This window comes from Caballeronia concitans (genome assembly GCF_001544615.1).
GTDB classification, from domain to species: domain Bacteria; phylum Pseudomonadota; class Gammaproteobacteria; order Burkholderiales; family Burkholderiaceae; genus Caballeronia; species Caballeronia concitans.
On sequence record NZ_FCNV02000008.1, the window covers coordinates 76,112 to 93,572 of the forward strand.

The 17,461-nt window shown below is 62.1% G+C and carries 18 protein-coding genes; 11 read left to right on the forward strand and 7 right to left on the reverse strand.

Translation table 11 applies throughout. From position 1 onward, the window contains the following. Positions 1–75: 75 nt before the first annotated feature. From AWB72_RS18400 to AWB72_RS18425, 6 genes are all read left to right on the forward strand, one after another. Positions 76–1,671, forward strand: a complete 1,596-nt coding sequence (locus tag AWB72_RS18400) for a D-arabinonate dehydratase (protein WP_040050591.1) — start codon at positions 76–78, stop codon at positions 1,669–1,671. A gap of 53 nt (positions 1,672–1,724) precedes the next feature. Continuing rightward, positions 1,725–2,648 carry a dihydrodipicolinate synthase family protein gene (locus AWB72_RS18405; RefSeq protein ID WP_040050592.1) on the forward strand — a complete coding sequence of 308 codons (924 nt, stop codon included), beginning with the start codon at positions 1,725–1,727 and terminating at the stop codon, positions 2,646–2,648. An 82-nt stretch (positions 2,649–2,730) separates the two neighbouring features. Continuing rightward, on the forward strand, positions 2,731–4,026 hold the full coding sequence (locus AWB72_RS18410; protein WP_040050593.1) for an MFS transporter: 1,296 nt from the start codon (positions 2,731–2,733) through the stop codon (positions 4,024–4,026). 60 nt (positions 4,027–4,086) lie between these two features. After that, positions 4,087–5,319, forward strand: coding sequence for an alpha-hydroxy acid oxidase (locus AWB72_RS18415; RefSeq protein WP_040050594.1), 1,233 nt, complete (start codon positions 4,087–4,089; stop codon positions 5,317–5,319). Further along, the gene (locus AWB72_RS18420) at positions 5,316–6,284 is read left to right on the forward strand and encodes an NAD(P)-dependent oxidoreductase (protein ID WP_208863155.1); all 969 of its coding nucleotides are present in this window, start codon (positions 5,316–5,318) and stop codon (positions 6,282–6,284) included. Before AWB72_RS18415 ends, AWB72_RS18420 begins: the two co-directional genes overlap by 4 nt. Positions 6,285–6,335: 51 nt before the next feature. Beyond that, the gene (locus tag AWB72_RS18425; protein WP_040050595.1) at positions 6,336–6,665 is read left to right on the forward strand and encodes a GlpM family protein; all 330 of its coding nucleotides are present in this window, start codon (positions 6,336–6,338) and stop codon (positions 6,663–6,665) included. A 7-nt stretch (positions 6,666–6,672) separates the two neighbouring features. Here AWB72_RS18425 and AWB72_RS18430 read toward each other — a convergent pair whose 3' ends face one another. Continuing rightward, positions 6,673–7,656, reverse strand: coding sequence for a bifunctional helix-turn-helix transcriptional regulator/GNAT family N-acetyltransferase (locus AWB72_RS18430; protein WP_040050596.1), 984 nt, complete (start codon positions 7,654–7,656; stop codon positions 6,673–6,675). A 471-nt stretch (positions 7,657–8,127) separates the two neighbouring features. Between AWB72_RS18430 and AWB72_RS18435 the strand changes: the two genes are divergently transcribed. The 3 genes from AWB72_RS18435 to AWB72_RS18445 are packed head-to-tail and all read left to right on the forward strand — an operon-like array spanning position 8,128 to position 10,396. After that, entirely contained in the window at positions 8,128–8,790 is a 663-nt protein-coding gene (locus tag AWB72_RS18435) for a response regulator (protein ID WP_040050597.1), read from the forward strand. Next, positions 8,787–10,172: an ATP-binding protein gene (locus AWB72_RS18440; protein ID WP_040050598.1), complete on the forward strand. Its 1,386-nt coding sequence runs from the start codon at positions 8,787–8,789 to the stop codon at positions 10,170–10,172. The genes AWB72_RS18435 and AWB72_RS18440 overlap by 4 nt, the downstream gene beginning before the upstream one ends. 11 nt (positions 10,173–10,183) lie before the next feature. Next, positions 10,184–10,396 carry a hypothetical protein gene (locus tag AWB72_RS18445; RefSeq protein ID WP_040050628.1) on the forward strand — a complete coding sequence of 71 codons (213 nt, stop codon included), beginning with the start codon at positions 10,184–10,186 and terminating at the stop codon, positions 10,394–10,396. Between the two features lie 8 nt (positions 10,397–10,404). Here the strand turns inward: AWB72_RS18445 and AWB72_RS18450 are convergent, their stop codons facing one another. The 4 genes from AWB72_RS18450 to AWB72_RS18465 all read right to left on the reverse strand — a co-directional run bounded on the left by AWB72_RS18450 (position 10,405) and on the right by AWB72_RS18465 (position 12,990). Further along, complete coding sequence (locus AWB72_RS18450) at positions 10,405–11,322, reverse strand: LysR family transcriptional regulator (RefSeq protein WP_040050599.1); 918 nt, start codon at positions 11,320–11,322, stop codon at positions 10,405–10,407. Between the two features lie 286 nt (positions 11,323–11,608). Further along, entirely contained in the window at positions 11,609–11,908 is a 300-nt protein-coding gene (locus tag AWB72_RS18455) for a cyclic-phosphate processing receiver domain-containing protein (protein WP_244285677.1), read from the reverse strand. Then, positions 11,895–12,416, reverse strand: a complete 522-nt coding sequence (locus AWB72_RS18460; RefSeq protein WP_208863156.1) for a phospholipase D-like domain-containing protein — start codon at positions 12,414–12,416, stop codon at positions 11,895–11,897. Before AWB72_RS18460 ends, AWB72_RS18455 begins: the two co-directional genes overlap by 14 nt. Before the next feature lie 295 nt (positions 12,417–12,711). Then, positions 12,712–12,990, reverse strand: a complete 279-nt coding sequence (locus AWB72_RS18465) for a hypothetical protein (RefSeq protein ID WP_040050602.1) — start codon at positions 12,988–12,990, stop codon at positions 12,712–12,714. Between the two features lie 540 nt (positions 12,991–13,530). On the opposite strand from AWB72_RS18465, the gene AWB72_RS18470 reads away from it, so the two are divergent. Then, positions 13,531–14,052, forward strand: coding sequence for a flagellar biosynthesis protein (locus AWB72_RS18470; RefSeq protein WP_244285678.1), 522 nt, complete (start codon positions 13,531–13,533; stop codon positions 14,050–14,052). Positions 14,053–14,346: 294 nt separating this feature from the next. Here AWB72_RS18470 and AWB72_RS18475 read toward each other — a convergent pair whose 3' ends face one another. Next, entirely contained in the window at positions 14,347–15,756 is a 1,410-nt protein-coding gene (locus tag AWB72_RS18475) for an MFS transporter (RefSeq protein ID WP_040050604.1), read from the reverse strand. Between the two features lie 244 nt (positions 15,757–16,000). Here AWB72_RS18475 and AWB72_RS18480 point away from each other — a divergent pair, with 244 nt between their 5' ends. Then, a complete protein-coding gene (locus AWB72_RS18480; protein ID WP_040050629.1) occupies positions 16,001–16,771 on the forward strand; it encodes an IclR family transcriptional regulator domain-containing protein in 771 nt (256 codons plus the stop codon). Positions 16,772–16,857: 86 nt separating this feature from the next. On the opposite strand, the gene wrbA is transcribed toward AWB72_RS18480, so the two are convergent. Then, complete coding sequence (wrbA, locus tag AWB72_RS18485) at positions 16,858–17,460, reverse strand: NAD(P)H:quinone oxidoreductase (protein ID WP_040050605.1); 603 nt, start codon at positions 17,458–17,460, stop codon at positions 16,858–16,860. Position 17,461 lies beyond the last annotated feature (1 nt).

Here is a 17,461-nt window from a genome sequence, read left to right on the forward strand (position 1 = left end):
ATATACAGGCGGAAGACTGCAAACGTATAGTCGGCATCGGAGACAACATACATCGCCCCGTACGCGGGTAAAAACATGCAGAACGAAAGCCAGGTCAAAGGCCCGCGCTCAAGCGGCCAGCCCGATCAACCGACCGCCACGCGGCCGCGCCCCTTGGTTATCCGCCTTCACCGCGACGACGATGTCGTCATCGCGCGTGAACAACTCGTCGGCGGAACCACGTTGCCCGATGAGGGCATCACGGTATCCGGACTCATTCCGCCCGGCCATAAAGTGGCGACGCGCGCCCTCGAAGAGGGACAGGCAGTGCGGCGCTATGGCCAGATCATCGGCTTTGCAAGCAAGCCGATCGCGCCCGGCGAGCACGTCCACATTCATAACATCGCGATGGCCGAGTTCGATCGCGATTACGCCTACTGCGAAAGCTCGCGCCCGACGCAATATGCAGACACGTCCGCCACATTCGATGGCATCGTGCGCGCCGATGGCCGCGTCGCGACGCGCAATTACATCGGCATTCTGACTTCGGTGAATTGCTCGGCGACGGTCGCTCGCGCCATTGCCGATCACTTCCGCCGCGACACGAATCCCTCGAGCCTCGAGGCGTATCCGAACGTCGATGGCGTTGTCGCATTGACGCATGGCGTCGGTTGCGCGGTCGATCCCGAAGGCGAAGGGCTCGCGCTCTTGCAGCGCACGCTCGGCGGCTATGCGGTGCATCCGAACTTCGCGGGCGTGCTCGTCATCGGCCTCGGTTGCGAGACGAATCAGATCGCTCGCATGATGGAGACGCAAGGCCTCACCGAAGCATCGTTCCTGAAGACGTTCAACATTCAGGAGACGGGCGGCACCGCGAAGACCGTGGCGCACGGCATCGAAGTGGTGAAGGGCATGCTCGAAGCGGCGAATCGCGTGGAGCGTCGGCCTGTGCCGGCATCGCATCTTGTCGTCGGCCTGCAATGCGGCGGCTCCGATGGTTACTCCGGCATCTCGGCGAACCCCGCGCTCGGCGCAGCGGTCGATCTGCTCGTTGCGCACGGCGGCACCGCGATCCTCTCCGAAACGCCGGAAATCTACGGCGCGGAGCATCTGCTCACGCGACGCGCGGTGAGCCGTGAAGTCGGCGAGAAGCTCGTGGCGCGCATCCACTGGTGGGAAGACTATTGCGCGCGCAACCGCGCCGCGATGAACAACAATCCGTCGGCGGGCAACAAGGCGGGCGGCTTGACGACGGTGCTCGAAAAGTCGTTGGGCGGCATCGCGAAGGCGGGCAACACCGATCTCGTCGAAGTCTACGAATACGCGCAACCGGTCACGGCGAAGGGCCTCGTTTTCATGGACACGCCCGGTTACGACCCGATCTCCGCGACGGGTCAGGTTGCCGGCGGCGCCAATCTCATCTGCTTCACGACAGGACGCGGATCGGCCTACGGCTGCGCGCCGACGCCGTCGCTCAAGATCGCCACCAACGACGCGCTGTGGAATCGTCAGCAGGAAGACATGGACCTCAACTGCGGTCCGATCCTGAGCGGCCAGCGGACCATCGAAGAGATGGGTGCGGAACTGTTCCAGTTGATGCTCGATACGGCGTCCGGCAAGCGCAGCCGCAGCGAAATTCACGGCTACGGGCAGAACGAATTCGTGCCCTGGCAGATCGGCGCGATCACCTGAATCGCTTGCGGTCTTCAACAGCCTCTCAAACTCAACCATTGCGATCATTCACCATGTCAAACAGCGGCCAATATCGCGGCGTGTTTCCCGTCGTGCCGACCATCTTCCATGAAGACGGCAAGCTCGACCTCGAAGGGCAGAAACGCTGCGTCGATTTCATGATCGATGCGGGCTCCAACGGGCTCTGCATTCTCGCCAACTTCTCCGAGCAATTCGCGTTGTCCGACGAAGAACGCGATGACGTCATGCGCGTCGTGCTCGAACACGTCGCGGGGCGCGTGCCCGTCATCGTCACGACGACGCACTTCAGCTCCGACGTCTGCGCGCGCCGCAGCGCGGCAGCGCAGGCCGCGGGCGCCGCGATGGTCATGATCATGCCGCCGTATCACGGCGCGACCATCCGCGTGACGGAGAAGGGCATCTACGAGTTCTACGGCAAGGTGTCCGACGCCATCGGCATTCCGATCATGATTCAGGACGCGCCCGTCGCCGGCACGCCGCTGTCCGCGTCGTTCCTTGCCCGCATGGCGCGCGAGATCGAGAACGTCGCGTACTTCAAGATCGAAACGGCGCAGGCCGCATCGAAGCTGCGCGAGTTGATCGAACTCGGCGGCGATAGCGTCGTGGGTCCGTGGGATGGCGAAGAAGCGATCACGCTGTATCCCGATCTCGAAGCCGGCGCGACCGGCTCGATGACGGGCGGCGGCTATCCCGACGGCATCCGCAAGATCGTCGATGCCTACATGAGTGGCGACAAGGAAAGTGCGGCATCGCTCTATCAGCAATGGCTTCCGCTCATCAACTACGAGAACCGCCAGTGCGGGCTCGCGGCCTGCAAGATCCTGATGAAGGAAGGCGGCGTCATTGGTTCCGATGCGGTTCGTCACCCGTTTGCGCCCGTGCATCCGAAGACGCGTGAAGGCTTGCTCGAAGTCGCGCGCCGTCTCGATCCGCTCGTGCTGCGCTGGAGCCGATAACGCATCGCGTGAGCGCCGCGTAACATCGCGGGTGAATAAACGCCCGCGCACTTCAAATAACAGTAATTAGGAGACCGGACCAATGAGCGTGTCCAGCGTGCAGTCCATGAGAATGACCAACGTCCGATGGAAGATCTTTCTTCTGTTGCTGGCGCTGGTGTCGATCAACTATATCGACCGTGCGGCGCTTTCCGTCGCCATGCCGTCGATCGCGCAGGAATTCGATCTGACGCCGGAGCGTCAAGGCCTGATTCTGAGTTCCTTTTTCTGGACGTATCTGTTCATGCAGGTGCCGTCCGGCATGCTGGCCGACAAGCTGAAGCCGCGCGCGCTCATCGCAGCCGCGACGGTCGGCTGGGGCTTCTTTCAAGCGCTCGGCGCGTTCAGCTCGGGCTGGTTCCTTCTGTTGCTCACGCGTCTCGGCCTCGGCGTGACCGAAGCGCCGATCTATCCGGGCGGCGGCAAGCTGAACGCGCTGTGGCTCACGCAAAACGAAAGAACGCGAGGCGCTGCGCTGCTCGATGGCGGCAGCGCACTCGGCTCGGGTGTGGGCGCAGTCGTCGTCGCGACGCTGATGGCGGTGCTCGGTTCGTGGCGCGCGGCGTTCGTCGTGGCGGGCGTCGGCACGATTCTCTGCGGCATCTGGGCGTGGTGGTACATCCGCAATACGCCGCGCGAGCATCCGTCGATCAATGAAGAGGAAGTTGCGTACATCGAACGTGCGCACGCCGAAGAAGACGCGAACGAGCCGAACGTCGCGCCGGGCGGCTCGCTGCTCCGCTTCTTTGCGTTCCGCTCGGTGTGGGGCATGTGCCTGAGCCATACCTGCACGAACCTGATCTTCTTCGGTCTGATGACGTGGCTGCCGACGTATCTCTTCAAGGTCCACGGTTTCGATCTGAAGTCGCTTGGCGGCGCGACGTTCCTGATCTTCTTCTGCGGCTTCGTCGGCGAAGTGCTCGGCGGCAATCTGGCCGATAAATGGAAGGCCTCGGGCGCGAGTGCGAATCGCGTGTATCGCACGATGATGGTCGTCGGTGCGCTCGCCGTGTCGCTCGCGATGCTCGGCGTCGCTTATGTCCGCGCACCGTTCATGGTCGTCGCGCTGCTGTGCGTCGCGCTCTTCTTCCTGCGTTGGTGCGGCGGCTGCAACTGGGCGACGCCCGCGATGCTCGCGACCCGCGCACGCGCCGGCACGCTCAACGGCATCATGAACTTCGTCGGCAATATTGCGGGCATCTTCGTGCCGATCTTCATCGGCTATATCGTGCAGACGACCGGCTCGTATTTCCTCGCGCTGATGTTCTTCGTTGCAGTGGCGATCTTTCAGGTGCTGTGCGTACTCAACATCAACTATCAACGCAAGCTGCCGGTTTGACCGGGCATGGAATCGGGGCGAGGCATTGAATGCCCGCTCCGGTCGAGAGGAGAAAGTGAAGTGCAACGTCGTCTTTATACGGGTAACGATCCGCGCCGCGCTCACAGCATCGAAGAGTTGCGGGGCATGGCGCGGCGGCGTGTGCCCAACTTCTGTTTCGAATATGTGGAAGGCGGCTCGGAGGACGAGTCCACGTTACGCCGCAATCGCGATGTGTTCGGCGAGATCGCGTTTCGGCCGCGCTCGCTGGTCGATGTATCGAAGCGCGATATCGGTATAAATCTGTTCGGACGACGAAGCAATGCGCCGTTCATGATCGGACCGACGGGTTTCAGCGGGCTGCTTTCGCATGAAGGCGATATCGCGCTCGCGAGCGCCGCCGCTGCCGCGGGCGTTCCGTACATTCTGAGCAATGCGTCGACGGTGGCGCTGGAGCAGGTCGTCGAACGCGCGGGCGGGCGCGTGTGGATGCAGGTCTATATGTATCGCACGCGCGACTTCGTTGCGAAGCTGGCCGCGCGCGCAAAGAAGGCCAATGTGGAAGCGCTCGTCGTGACCACGGATAGCGCCATCTACGGCAAGCGCGAATGGGATCTGCGCAACTATGCGAGGCCGCTCAAGCTCGATGTCCGCAACACGCTCGATGTGCTCGCGCATCCGCGCTGGATGATGGACGTGCTCTGGCCGCATGGCATGCCGCGCTTCGCGAATCTCGGCGATCTTCTGCCGCCGGGACAGGACAGCGTGCGCGGCGCGGCATCGGCGCTGGCGAAGGAACTGGACCCATCGCTTTCGTGGAACGATATCCGTTGGCTGCGCGATCTGTGGCCCGGCAAGCTCATCGTCAAGGGCCTGATTCATCCGGACGATGCCGCGCGTGCCGTTTCGCTCGGCGCGGATGGCATCGTGCTCTCGAATCACGGCGGCCGGCAGCTTGACGGCTCGGTTTCGGCGATGGACGTCCTGCCCGAAGTCGTCGATGAAGTGAAAGGGCGTCTCGCCATCATGCTCGACGGCGGCTTCAGACGCGGCTCCGACATCGTGAAGGCGATGGCGCTCGGCGCGGATGCCGTGCTCGTCGGCCGCGCGACGACGTGGGGTCTGGGCGCGGGCGGAAGGGCGGGCGTGGATCGCGCTATCGAAATTCTGAAGACGGAGGTCGATCGCGTGATCGGTCTGCTCGGCGTGAGCAGCATCGGCGAACTGGATACACGGTTCATCGAATGGGCGCGGCTCGGTGCAAGGCAGCCGAGTCACACGAAACAAGCGAGCGTCGAACTCGAACTGCAATGAACGCAAAGGGCGACATGGCAAACAGCAAGGGCATCCGGCTTCCGGCTCGCGTCGAACGCGTCGGCATGATCGGACTCGGATTGATGGGCAGCGCAATCGCGGGACAAGTGTTGCGCAAGGGCTTCGAATTGTCGGTGCTGGGGCATCGCAGCCGCGAGGCGCTGGAAGCGCTCGTGTCGCAAGGCGCGAAAGAAGTGACGAGCGCCGCCGGACTCGCGCGGAACGTGGATGCCGTCATCATCTGCGTGACGGGCACGCCGCAAGTGCGCGATGTCGTGTTCAAGGAGAACGGCGTGCTCGCGGGCGCGCATGAAGGCTTGATCGTGGTCGATAGCACGACCGCCGATCCCGAGTTCGCCGATGAAGCGGCCAGCGCATTCGCCGCTCAAGGCGCTGCCTTCCTCGATGCGCCCGTGAACCGCACGCCGAAGGAAGCGCGGGAAGGGCGGCTGAACGTGCTTGTGGGCGGCGATGCCGAAGTGCTCGATCTGCTGCGGCCCGTGATGGCCGCTTATGCGGAGACCGTGCATCATCTGGGCGCGCACGGGTCGGGATATCGCGCGAAGCTGATTCATAACTTCATCGCGCAGGCCAACGGCGCGATTCTCGCCGAAGCGTTCGGCACGGCGGCGAAGGCGAAGCTCGACTTGCACGAGTTCGCGGCGGTGTGCCGTCTGAGCGGCGCGCACAGCAAGACGTTCGACCGCATCGTTCCGTATCTGCTCGAAGGCGACGACAGCGGCCAGCAGTTCGCCATCCGCAATGCCGCGAAGGACATGCGATCGTATGCGCAACTGGCGTCGGCGCAGTCGTCGACGGCGATCATCGCGGAAGCCGTGCGACAGATCTATGTGCTCGCGACGAACCTCGGTCACGGCGACAAGTACGTGCCGCACATGTTCGACGCGCTCGCGCAGCTCAACGGTTTGCCGCCGACGCGCGGCGAGAGCAACGACACGCATTGAACCGCCGATGCATAATTCGCCCTTCGCATTTGAACACTCGATGGAAACGCGATGGACGTATTGTGGAAGGGCATCATCGGCGGCTTGGTCACCGCGTTGATCGTCACGGCTTCGAAACGCGGCAGCGTACTGCCCGGCATCCTGCCTCTCGCGCCCACCTTCGCCATCATCGCGCTGCTTGCAGTGGGCGCGAAAGGCGAGCGCGGCGGCTTCACGACCGCGTGCCTCTCCGGCGCGCGGACCATTCCCGCGTATCTCGTCTTTCTCGGCACGTGCTACGTGCTGATCCATTACGTCGATTACCGGCTCGCCATTCTCGGCGGACTCGCGGCATGGCTGGTCGTGGCGCTGGCCATCTTTCTTGCGCCGCGCTTCATGTAAGCATCGGTCACGGTTTGCGCCGCGTGAACCGCTGCTCGATCACCTTCGTGCCCCACTGACTTCCTTCGGCCTCTTCCGTCAGCGCGAAGCCGAACGATTCGTAAAGATGCCGTGCCGCGTCGAGGCTCTTGAATGTCCACAGATATGTTTCGTGATACTGATCATCGACAAAGGCCATCGCGCGTGACATGACCTGGCGGCCCATGCCGGTGCCACGCAAGCTATCGTCGATGATGAACCAGCGCAAATGCGCCACGCGCTTCTTCATATCGCCATCGATTGCAAGCGAGCCGAGCGTGCGTTCGCCTTCCATCACGAGCCAGAGCGCCTTGCCATCCGCGGGCAGCACTTCGGCGAACGATGCCAGTTCCGTGGCGACCTTGCGTTCGAAGAACACGCCGAAGCCCGCATGCTGCGCATAGAAGCGCGCGTGCAGGCTCGCAATGTCACCGATACATCCCGGCCGATATCCCTCGACGATATGCGCGCTCTCCGTATGCGCGGCGTGTGGCGTCGTGCGCGCGTCGCCATGATCGTGACCGTGCGAGAGCGCATCGGCGTAAAGCGCGAGGGAACGCACGAGGGCTTGCTGATCGGCGGGAACGAGACGCCTGAGCGCATCGGAGACTTGATCGGTCGCGAATTTGTCGATCTTGCGCCGCAGCTTCTGGCCGGACGCGGTGAGATACAGCTCGGACGATCGCGCGTCGTCGATCGATGTCTGCCGCGCGACGAGCCCTTCCGCTTCGAGCCGCGCGATCTGCCTGCTCGCGTTGGACTTGTCGAGCCGCAGAAGCGTGGCGAGGTCGCGTGCCGGAATGCCGGGCGTCGCGCCGATCTCGATGATCGCGTGCACCGCCGATGGCGCGAGCCCGCTGTCCGCGAGCGTGTTGCGCATGAAGCCGAGTTCGCGCACGAGCTTGCGCGAGAACTCCCGCAGTTCGAGGATGGTCTTGTCGCGCGACTGCGGCGGGGTATCGATGATGTCCATGCCGGCTCCCTGAAAGACAACCGAAGTAGATCGTCTTCCAATTTAGTTGCGATACGCAACTTTCGCAAGCGGAGCACGAATTGCTGAGGTCCCGAAAACGCTCACCTTGAGCACGCCGGGACGCCTTTCGCGTGGCGGTTGATTTCTGCGAATCCCGAAAACGCTCACCTTTAGCGATTGAAAGGCGAAAAAAAAGCCCGGCCGAAGCCGGGCTTGAACCGGATCGGGCGCGTTCCGAGTCACGCCCATCCGCGTGGACAATCCGTTGAAAGAGCCGGTTGGCGCCGCCGGGGAGCGGCAGGCCCGAGAGTCAGGCGGTATAGTGCGGCGTTCATGCTTATGCGATGCTTAAGCGTTTGAGCGACAAGGCGCGAAACAATGCGGGTTCGACGCCGGAAAACCCTCGGTTAAGGCGCGCTTAAGCGAGCGTCGAGGACAATCGGCGGGGATACTCAAGCCCTGGAGACGTACATGCGCCTGCTATTGGTGGAGGACGACGAGATGATCGCGGAAACTGTGCTGGCCGCGTTGCGTCACGCAAGCTATACCGTCGACTGGGCGCAGGACGGCCGGGCCGCCGAACTCTCGCTTGCGAACGGCGTGTACGACCTCGTGCTGCTCGATCTCACGTTGCCGAAGCGCGATGGCCTCGATGTGCTCGGCGCTTATCGCAAGAACGGCGGCGATGCGCCGGTGATGATTCTCACGGCGCGCGATGCCGTCGACGATCGCATTCGCGGTCTCGATGCCGGCGCCGACGATTACCTGATGAAGCCCTTCGATCTCGACGAGCTTGCCGCCCGTGTGCGCGCGCTGCTCCGGCGCCGCACGGGCCACAAGCAGCTCGTGTATTCGCACGGCGAACTCACGCTCGATCCGGCCGCGCACGAAGCCGCGAAAGACGGCGTGCCGCTTAACCTCGTGCCGCGGGAATTCGCATTGCTGCAGGCGTTGATCGAAGAGCCGTCGCGTGTCTTTCGCCGCCGCGAACTCGAAGAGAAACTCTATGGATGGGGCGAGGAAGTCGGCAGCAACGCCATCGAAGTGCACGTGCACAGCTTGCGGCGCAAGATCGGCGCGGAGCAGATCGTGACGGTGCGCGGCGTGGGGTATCGATTAAAGAGGATCGGATGAACTCCATCCGCCGCTGGCTGCTCGGCTGGCTCATCTGCGGACTGGCGCTTGCCTGCGTGATAGCGGGCTACGGTATTTTCCGCACGGCGCGCGTCGAGGCGGGCGAACTCTTCGATTACGAGCTGCGCACGGTCGCGCTCTCGCTGCCTCATAACATCACCGCTGCCGATGCCGCCGAAGGGCGTGCTCACGACCTGCACGGCATTGCGGACGATCAGCTCGTCATCGACATATGGGATCTGTCGGGGCGTCTCGTCTATCACTCGCCGCATGAGCCCGCGCTGCCGCGCTTCGGCGACGGCTTTCGCGATGCCGACCGCGAAGGGTATCGCTGGCGCGCGTTCGGCGTCTCGCTACCGGACCGCTTCGTGCAAGTCGCGCAGCCGTACTACATACGCGACGATATGGCGGCCGAGCTGGCGCTGCGCATCGTGTGGCCGCTTGCGTTGCTGATACCGGCGATCGTCGTGATCGTGCTCATTGTCGTCGCGCGCGGTCTTGCGCCGGTGCGCCGGCTCTCGGCATCGCTTGCCGCGCGCTCGCCTGAATCGCGCGAGCCGGTTGCCGCTTCGACGCCGTTGCCGGACGAACTGCGTCCGCTCGTCGATGAACTGAACGGCCTGCTCGTGCGCCTCAACGATGCGTCCGAGGCGCAGCGCGTCTTCGTCGCCGATGCCGCGCATGAACTGCGCACGCCGCTCACCGCGCTGAAGCTGCAGATTCAGGGCGCGATTGGCGATGGATCGCTGAACGTGGACGGCGCGACGCTCGCGAAGATCGAAGGGCGGCTGAATCGGCTGATTCATCTCGCGCAGCAGTTGCTCAGCATGGCGCGCGAGGACGCGGCGCGCGAGGCCGCCTTCGCGCCGATGAGCCTGCGCTCGTTGTGCGAAACGCGCGTGTCGGACTTCTCGCTGATTGCGGAGGCGAAGTCGATCGATCTCGGCCTCGTGCTCGAAGACACGCACGACGACCGCGACGCGTTCACGATACTCGGCGACGCGCATGCGCTCTCGGTTCTCGTCAACAATTTGCTCGACAACGCGATTCGCTATACGCCGCCCGGCGGATACGTCGATGTGACCTTGCGGCGCGAGACCGACGGCATCGCGCTGACCGTGCTCGATACGGGTCCGGGCATTCCGGAAGACGAGATCGATCGCGCGTGCGACCGTTTCTATCGATGCGTCGGCACGCAAGGACAGGGCAGCGGACTTGGCCTTGCCATCGCGCTGCGTGTGGCGCAGCGGCATCATGCCCGGCTCAGGGTGATCAATCGCGATGGCGGCGGTCTCGCGGTGTCCGTGCATGGATTGCGCGCGGTGGCACCGCTCGAGATAAGAGCGCAAGAAACGGGAAGCGCGGCTGTCGCGATGCGTTGATGCTCGATGTTATGAAGCTCATCGTTCCGTGTGTCGTCATCGCATTGCTTTCGGCCAACGTCGCGCATGCCGACGATGCCGCGAGCGCGCCTGCTGCGTCGGAAGCGAAGACGCTGAAGGAGCGCCTGGGCGACAAGGCGAGCGATGAACAGCGCGTCGACAATTGCAAGGTGCCGCCGGATAAACGTGGCGCGAAAATCCGGCCCGATGCGTGTGCGCAATAGAACGCGTGTCAGTCGATGCGCGTGCCGGTCAGCGCAATCACAAAGTCGAGAAAAGCCCTTGTTTTAGCGGGCGGATGATGCCGCGACGGATGGAACGCATAGAGCGGAAAGCGTTCGTCGGGCCAGTCGGGAAAGAGGTCGATGAGCTTGCCTTCGGCGATCAGATGCTCGTGGCCCAACTCCAAAATCTGCGCGATGCCATAGCCGGAAAGACATGCGCTCAGCAGCGTGCCGGGATCGTTGAGCGTGAGGTGGCCGCGCGTTTGCACTGTCATGCGCTTCTTCTTTCGATGAAACTCCCACGCGAATGGCCGTCCCGTTTCGGGATCGCGGAACTCGATGCACGTGTGCGCGTCGGTGGCGAGCGCTTGCGGTGTGGCGGGCCGTCCGCATCGCGCGATATAGGACGGCGCGGCGACGGTGCGCACGGGCGTATCGAGCAGCTTGCGTGCGACGAGGCTCGAATTGCGCGGCTCGCCGAAGCGCACGGCGAGATCGAAGCCGTCGGCGATGATGTCGCCGAGTCGGTCGCGCGTGAGGAGTTCGAGATCGAGTTCGGGATGCGCCTTCATGAATGCTTCGAGGAGCGGGCCGAGCACGAGCCGCGAGAAGATGGGATCGACGTTGACGCGCAAGCGGCCGCGCACGGCGGTGGTGCTGCTGGATGCGGTGGCGGCGGCTTCTTCGAGTCCGAGGAGATGCGGCATGACTTGCTCGTAGAAGCGACGGCCGTCGTCGGTGAGCGTGACGGTGCGCGTGGTGCGATCGAAAAGGCGGATGTTGAGTCTGGTCTCGAGACGGGCGATCGCGCGGCTGACGCCCGGTGCGGACATGCCGAGCTTGTCGGCAGCGGCGGCGAAGGTGCCGGTGTCAACGATGGCGGTGAAGATGGTGATGCCGGGGAGGATGAGGGTGGGGGCGGGCATGGGGGATTGGAACGGCGAGAGAATGAGGCGGCTGGTCCCGCGTAGCGGGCGCTTATGTTTAACCGTCATTGTGCGGCTGCACAATCCTATTGAGCCAGTCAGCAAAGCACGTTGCCCTTTAGATATGCCCACCGAAGAATTTCGCTGGCCCGAGCGATAGCTCGACCGATTCACAGCAAACGACGCCCCTATGCCGGTCGAGTAACGATCATGTCATCGACGTGCATCGAGTAGAGAGGCAATGGTACTCAACGACACCGAGGTCAGCACGCTGGAGGACGATCGACTATGACCTGCGCTGGCGCAGATAAGCCTCAAGCAACCCCTCAATGTTGGCTTTGCCGACGGGATTCGCGCTGTGAGCCGAGTAGACGAAATCGACAGGGATAAATGCACCGCCAGCGTCGAGGTCCATCGACACGAGTTTCTTGGCCACAATCATTGCAGTGTCGTCACCGCCGAGGTCGTGGTCGAAAGAAATTTCGAATGGGCAGCCGTGGGCTTCGAGAACTGAAAGGGCGTCAGAAGATGTACGTGCAATCACCCAATCGGATGCGATGGGGTCGCGAATGTCATCGATAAACAAGCGGTATCGCATTGCCATTTTTGTCGACCCTCGGAGCTTGGTAACGACGGCATCTGCGGTCTAACCGTGCCAGATACGCAGCGATTTGTTGGCGCTGAGAATCTTGCTTGGTGCCGTGAACAACATAAGACAGTTCCTCATTCGACGTAAGTGCAGCTTCCGTGATGTTAGCCGAGCCAAAGACTGCCGAATACTGTTGCCCTACTTCAAAGTAATAAAGCTTAGTATGGAGATACATTCGCCTGTGATCGACAACAATGTGTTCTACGCCGAGCGTGGCTAGCCGGTCAGCGGCGTCCTGTTCTGTGTGTTTGTCATTGGAGTAGAAGATGACGCGGGCTTCTCGGTCGATGGCCATCTTCAGTTCGTCCGCCAGCGCTTCAACGCCCCCGCGCTTCAAATGACCAGAGCACATTGAGATGATGTGCGCGCCAGCCAACTCCTTCTTGATAGTCGTGAGATGACCGTCGTTGCCTGCTTTCGATTGATTCCAAATGAATTGCGACATGAGTTGACTACTCCTTTATCTGGAAACGCTTGCCCTTAAGAGACGTGCTGGAAAGAAACGGTGCGTCTTTCTGAAAGAAAGGCACTGTGCGTGGCTGCGCTTTATCGGCTCGAACGATCTGAGGCGTTGCGATGACTCGCACCGGACGTTTCTTGTCTGGACAGTCCCGCGCCTGTCGCTTCGCCATATGCGACACAGAACGTTCCTTCACAAATAGCGGGATCGCCTGTGTCGCAGCTTTCGGTGATAGATCTCACGCCGCTGCCATTTCCGCCTCGCCCAAGCCATCAGCCTGTTAGTCAGCGACGCACGCGAACGTGAGTTCCGCCTCTTGCGGCGTCCAACCGCGAACGCCATGCGTCTGCATAGTGACCTGATGCATCCGCTTGCCTTGCTGCTTGCAGTATTCATCGGCGCGCTTCAGGCTTGACGCCTTGATCTCTCCCCAAGGAGTCATGCCGCCGCGTACTTGTGTAGTCACGGTGTAATTTGCGTCGCCAGCGGGTGCAACTTCCGAGATTGATGTGCAGGCGGCCAGAACGGCCAACGCAGAGAGAGCGGCAGGGAGTTTCATCTTGCTTGTATCGATGTAGGTTGGAGGACTGCATCCAGCGCGACATGGACGGGACGCCAGCAGTTCGCCCATCGGCGATTCGAGTCCTTGTTCACGCATAACGGCTTTCTCAGTCTGATCTTTAGCGCCGCCTTTCTGCGCTAAAGGTCCGCCTATGCCCACGATGCCGAGTTGAGGCCGCGGCCGGTGCAGTACCGCCTTCAGAAACAAAGTGCGCAATGCGACATACGCACGAAAGAGCAGGCGGTTGAGTTCGTATCCCGTGAGATGTTCTCCTCGATTGGCGATAGCGACATATCAAGAACCCTGAAACGTCGACCTCAAGTTCTTTGGCGAGCTTCCGTTAAACCCCGGTAGAAGCGAGTGGACGTCATGGGACTTCCGCCTCGTGTCTAAAACAACCGGGAGAAAAACAAGATGTTGGTAAGTCGTATCGCTGTCTGCAGCTTGATCGTGTCAATTCTCGCTGGATGCGCAGCGGGTCGTACAACTGTCGACGTCTCGGCGCCCGAAGGCACTAACCCTTCCACGGGAAAATATGTGCGCATCGATACCGCTCAGGATAAACGAACCTTCATCGTCGCGCCCCGCAGCGCTGATATAGCGTCACTCGATCCCGACGAGGATTCCAGCGACGCGTCTAAAGCGCGAGCAATCGGTCGAAAAAGAAACGGCTACGGCAAGGCGCTTGGCGACATCGTGCTTCCTCAGGGAAAGACTGTGTCCGGCTTGGTCGAGAGCGCGCTGACCACCGGTTTCCAGCAGGCGGGTTACATCGTCGTCAAGCAAGGCGATCCTAACTTTGCTTCCGCGATTCCAGTGAATGCCGAAATCATCGATTTCTGGGCTTGGTTTCAGCCCGGCTTCTGGTCCGTAACAACCAACCATAAATCAGAGCTGCGACTGTCTGGCGATGTCGGCGGTTTGCACGGTGATCAACTCTTGAAGACACGGGTGAGCGAATCCAAGCAAATGGTGACTGCGAGTGACTGGCAGGAGATCGTCGAAAAGGGCTTGTCAGCCATCACGCTTCAGACGAAGAACTTCATTAGCGGGAAGTAACGCTATTCGCCGGTAGGAAAGCGTTCAGGTGTGAACGCTTTCAATGCTGCCACCACGCATGGACGCAGCATTCGCAGTCTTCCAGCAAGCGGCCGTGCGAGGATGTCCCTAGGTCGCTTTGGTCCGCTCTACGTGGCTACCGTCCGTGCGTCGATAGCGCAATGTTGGTAAAGGCGGAGACGGCGCCAATCTGCGACGCTCATCCCATCGCCCTCAAGTCCACCACCGCGCCGCCCCCCAAACAAAAACGGGTCCCGCAGGACCCGTCTTTTTCACCACCGTCAGCAGCACCCCTCAAGCATGCACCTTCCCCCCTCGCCGGGTCTCCGCCATCGAATCGGCCCGCAGGCGCTCATACTCCTGCTCGGTCATCGGCACTGCATCCTTCTTGCCGAGATCATCCAACCTTACCCGATACGTCTCCCTTGCCGACCACGCCGCAATCGCCGCGATGATCGTCACACCGAAAGCCAGCGCCCCGATCGTCATCGGAATATTCGCTGATCCCGGCGGCGCAACCGTCGCGAACAGCGCCGGCAGCAGCGCCGTGATCGTCGTGCCGATGTTCTGCGCAATCGCCATCGCCGAGACGCGCGACCGCGTCGGGAACAGTTCCGGGAAGAAGCTCGGGAAAATCGCGTTATATCCCTGATACACCACGCCCCACATCAACAGCGACATCACGATCGCAAGCGGCACGTTGCGAATGCTGATCGCATACAGATACGCGAACGAAAGCAGACCCGCGAGCAGCGATCCGACGATCATCGGCATGCGACGTCCAATGCGATCCGACAGATTGCCGACATACGGAATCACCACCACCGCCAGAATATTGCCGACGACCGGAATCCACAGATAAACGCTCTTGTGAAAGCCGATGCCATACGAAGCCTGCACCGCATACGCCGCCCCGAAAATCGTCGCGACCACGGGAATCACGTTCATCAGCGCCATGCAAACCACGCGGATCATGTCGGGCGTGCTGTTCGCGAACGCTTCCTTGATCGGCGACTTGGGCAGTTCGCCATGCGCGCCTTCGGCCGTGAACGCCGGCGTCTCATGCACTTCACGACGGATGATGTAACCCGCGACCAGCACGAACGCCGACAGCAGGAACGGCACGCGCCAGCCCCACGAATTGAACATGTCTTCCGGCATGAACGCAGCGAGCGGCAGGAACACGGCAGCCGCCAGAATCTGGCCCGCCTGCACGCCCTGCAGCGTGAAGCTCGCGAAATAACCGCGTCGGCCGAACGGTGCGTGCTCGAGAATCATCGAACTCGCGCCGGAGATTTCACCCGCCACCGCAAAGCCCTGAATCAGCCGCAGCACGACCAGCAATGCCGGCGCCGCCATGCCGATCTGGTGATACGTCGGCAGAAGACCGACCGCCATCGTCGAAAAGCCCATCAGGAACATGCAGATGAGCAGCACGTTCTTGCGGCCGTGCGTGTCGCCGAGATGCCCGAGCACGAACGCGCCGATCGGCCGCGCCACATAGCCGACGCCATATGTCGCAAGCGATGCGACGATCGCCACCTTCGGATTGCCCGACGGGAAGAACAACTGTGGAAAGATCAGCGCCGCCGCCTGCGCGTAAATGAAGAAGTCGTAGTACTCGAGCGCCGAGCCGATCCAGCCGCTCGCCGTCGCCTTCTTCGCCTGGCGGCCGCCGTGTGCCTCTTCCTTAGGGCTAGCCATATGTGTCTCCGAACAATGGGTTTATCGATTGAACTCGCGTGCCGCCTTTAATTCTTCTAATTCGTCGTCCGCCGATACTTCCTACTTTCGGCGTTGGCGAGCGCGTCGCTCCGGGTGATTGGAGAATAGGGGCGCGGCTCTTCCGCAGCAACGATTTATAATAGATTGTGCGCGATTATCGCACGCGCGTGTCCGATAATCGATCGCTTTGGGGGTTAGCACTAGCTCTTTGCAAGGTTCGACGATGAACAAACCCGCACTCGACAAGCGCGACTGGATCGCGGGGCTGGAAAAGGGCCTGGCGATCCTCGAAGCCTTCGACGACCAGCACGCGCGCATGACGCCGACGCAAGCCGCCGCCCGCACGGGCATGACGCGCACGGCGGCGCGCCGCTATCTGCTGACGCTCGCGCATCTCGGCTACGTCCAGACGGACGGCAAGCTCTTCAATCTGACGCCGCGCGTGTTGCGCGTCGGCTGGTCGTATTTCGATTCGGCGCGGCTCCCGCGCATCGTGCAGCCTTATCTTCAACAGCTGAGCGCGACCATCCACGAATCCGTCTACGTGAGCGTGCTCGACGAATGGGATCTCGTCATCATCGCGCGAAACGGCTCTACGCGCGTGATGACCACCGGCTTCGTGCTCGGCGCGCGCGTGCCGGCCGCGCTGATGTCGGGCGGGCTCGTGATGCTCGCCTACAAGCCGGACGAGGATGCCGTCCGCCAGTGGCTCGACGCCACCGACTTCAAGCCGTTCACGCCGCTCACCATCACGAACAAAGAGAAGCTGCACGAGAAGATTCGTCAGGCGCGCACGGATGGTTTCGTCGCGATCGAACAGCAGTTGCAGGTTGGCGTGCGCGGCGTGGCGGTGCCGATCAAGAATCGGCACGGGCAAGTGGTCGCGGCGTTGTCGGTGAACATGCCGATAGGAAAGGAGTCGCACGATGCCGCCCTCGCTCGCGTGCTGCAGCCTTTGCAAGAGACCGCGCTCGCCATGCTGAACGTGATCTAACGGTGAGGACTTACGGGAGCGCTCCGATGGTGAGCGTTTCCGGGAGCCGGCGCGCGTTCAGATGCATACGCAGCAAATATGCTCCCTTATCCCGCGATCTTCACCGCAAGCTCGGCCACATGTTTGCCCTGATAGCTCGCAATCTCGAGTTCGTTCTGCGTCGGTTGCCGCTGGCCGTCGGGTCCGACTATCGTCGTCGCGCCGTAGGGCGTGCCGCCCGTGATCTCCTGCATGTTCGTGAGCGCGGGGCACGCATACGGAACGCCGACGATCACCATGCCGTGATGCAGCAGCGTCGTGTGAAACGAGGTGATGGTGGTCTCTTGTCCGCCGTGCTGTGAAGCAGTCGACGTGAACACGCTGCCGATTTTGCCGATGAGCGCGCCTTTCACCCACAGGCCGCCGGTCTGATCGAGGAACGTGCGCATCTGGCCCGCCATGTTGCCGAAGCGCGTCGGCGTGCCGAAGATGATGGCGTCGTAGTTCGCGAGTTCGTCGACGCTCGCGACCGCCGCCTGCTGATCCAGCTTCACGCCGATGACCGAAGCCTGATCGGCGGGAATCGTTTCGGGCACGCGCTTGACCGTCACCTCGACGCCCGGCACGCCGCGCGCGCCATCGGCAACGGCTTGCGCCATCGTCTCGACGTGGCCGTACATTGAATAGTAGAGAACCAGTACTTTCGCCATG

What these genes read in the sequence shown, in the direction of transcription:
- AWB72_RS18400 (WP_040050591.1), top strand. Translation starts at nt 76, where the DNA reads ATGCAGAACGAAAGCCAGGTCAAAGGCCCGCGCTCAAGCGGCCAGCCC.
- AWB72_RS18420 (WP_208863155.1), top strand. Translation starts at nt 5,316, where the DNA reads ATGAACGCAAAGGGCGACATGGCAAACAGCAAGGGCATCCGGCTTCCG.
- AWB72_RS18475 (WP_040050604.1), bottom strand. Translation starts at nt 15,756, where the DNA reads ATGGCTAGCCCTAAGGAAGAGGCACACGGCGGCCGCCAGGCGAAGAAG.
- AWB72_RS18440 (WP_040050598.1), top strand. Translation starts at nt 8,787, where the DNA reads ATGAACTCCATCCGCCGCTGGCTGCTCGGCTGGCTCATCTGCGGACTG.
- AWB72_RS18405 (WP_040050592.1), top strand. Translation starts at nt 1,725, where the DNA reads ATGTCAAACAGCGGCCAATATCGCGGCGTGTTTCCCGTCGTGCCGACC.
- AWB72_RS18445 (WP_040050628.1), top strand. Translation starts at nt 10,184, where the DNA reads ATGAAGCTCATCGTTCCGTGTGTCGTCATCGCATTGCTTTCGGCCAAC.
- AWB72_RS18410 (WP_040050593.1), top strand. Translation starts at nt 2,731, where the DNA reads ATGAGCGTGTCCAGCGTGCAGTCCATGAGAATGACCAACGTCCGATGG.
- AWB72_RS18480 (WP_040050629.1), top strand. Translation starts at nt 16,001, where the DNA reads ATGAACAAACCCGCACTCGACAAGCGCGACTGGATCGCGGGGCTGGAA.
- AWB72_RS18425 (WP_040050595.1), top strand. Translation starts at nt 6,336, where the DNA reads ATGGACGTATTGTGGAAGGGCATCATCGGCGGCTTGGTCACCGCGTTG.
- AWB72_RS18430 (WP_040050596.1), bottom strand. Translation starts at nt 7,656, where the DNA reads ATGGACATCATCGATACCCCGCCGCAGTCGCGCGACAAGACCATCCTC.
- AWB72_RS18450 (WP_040050599.1), bottom strand. Translation starts at nt 11,322, where the DNA reads ATGCCCGCCCCCACCCTCATCCTCCCCGGCATCACCATCTTCACCGCC.
- AWB72_RS18435 (WP_040050597.1), top strand. Translation starts at nt 8,128, where the DNA reads ATGCGCCTGCTATTGGTGGAGGACGACGAGATGATCGCGGAAACTGTG.
- AWB72_RS18465 (WP_040050602.1), bottom strand. Translation starts at nt 12,990, where the DNA reads ATGAAACTCCCTGCCGCTCTCTCTGCGTTGGCCGTTCTGGCCGCCTGC.
- wrbA (WP_040050605.1), bottom strand. Translation starts at nt 17,460, where the DNA reads ATGGCGAAAGTACTGGTTCTCTACTATTCAATGTACGGCCACGTCGAG.
- AWB72_RS18460 (WP_208863156.1), bottom strand. Translation starts at nt 12,416, where the DNA reads ATGTCGCAATTCATTTGGAATCAATCGAAAGCAGGCAACGACGGTCAT.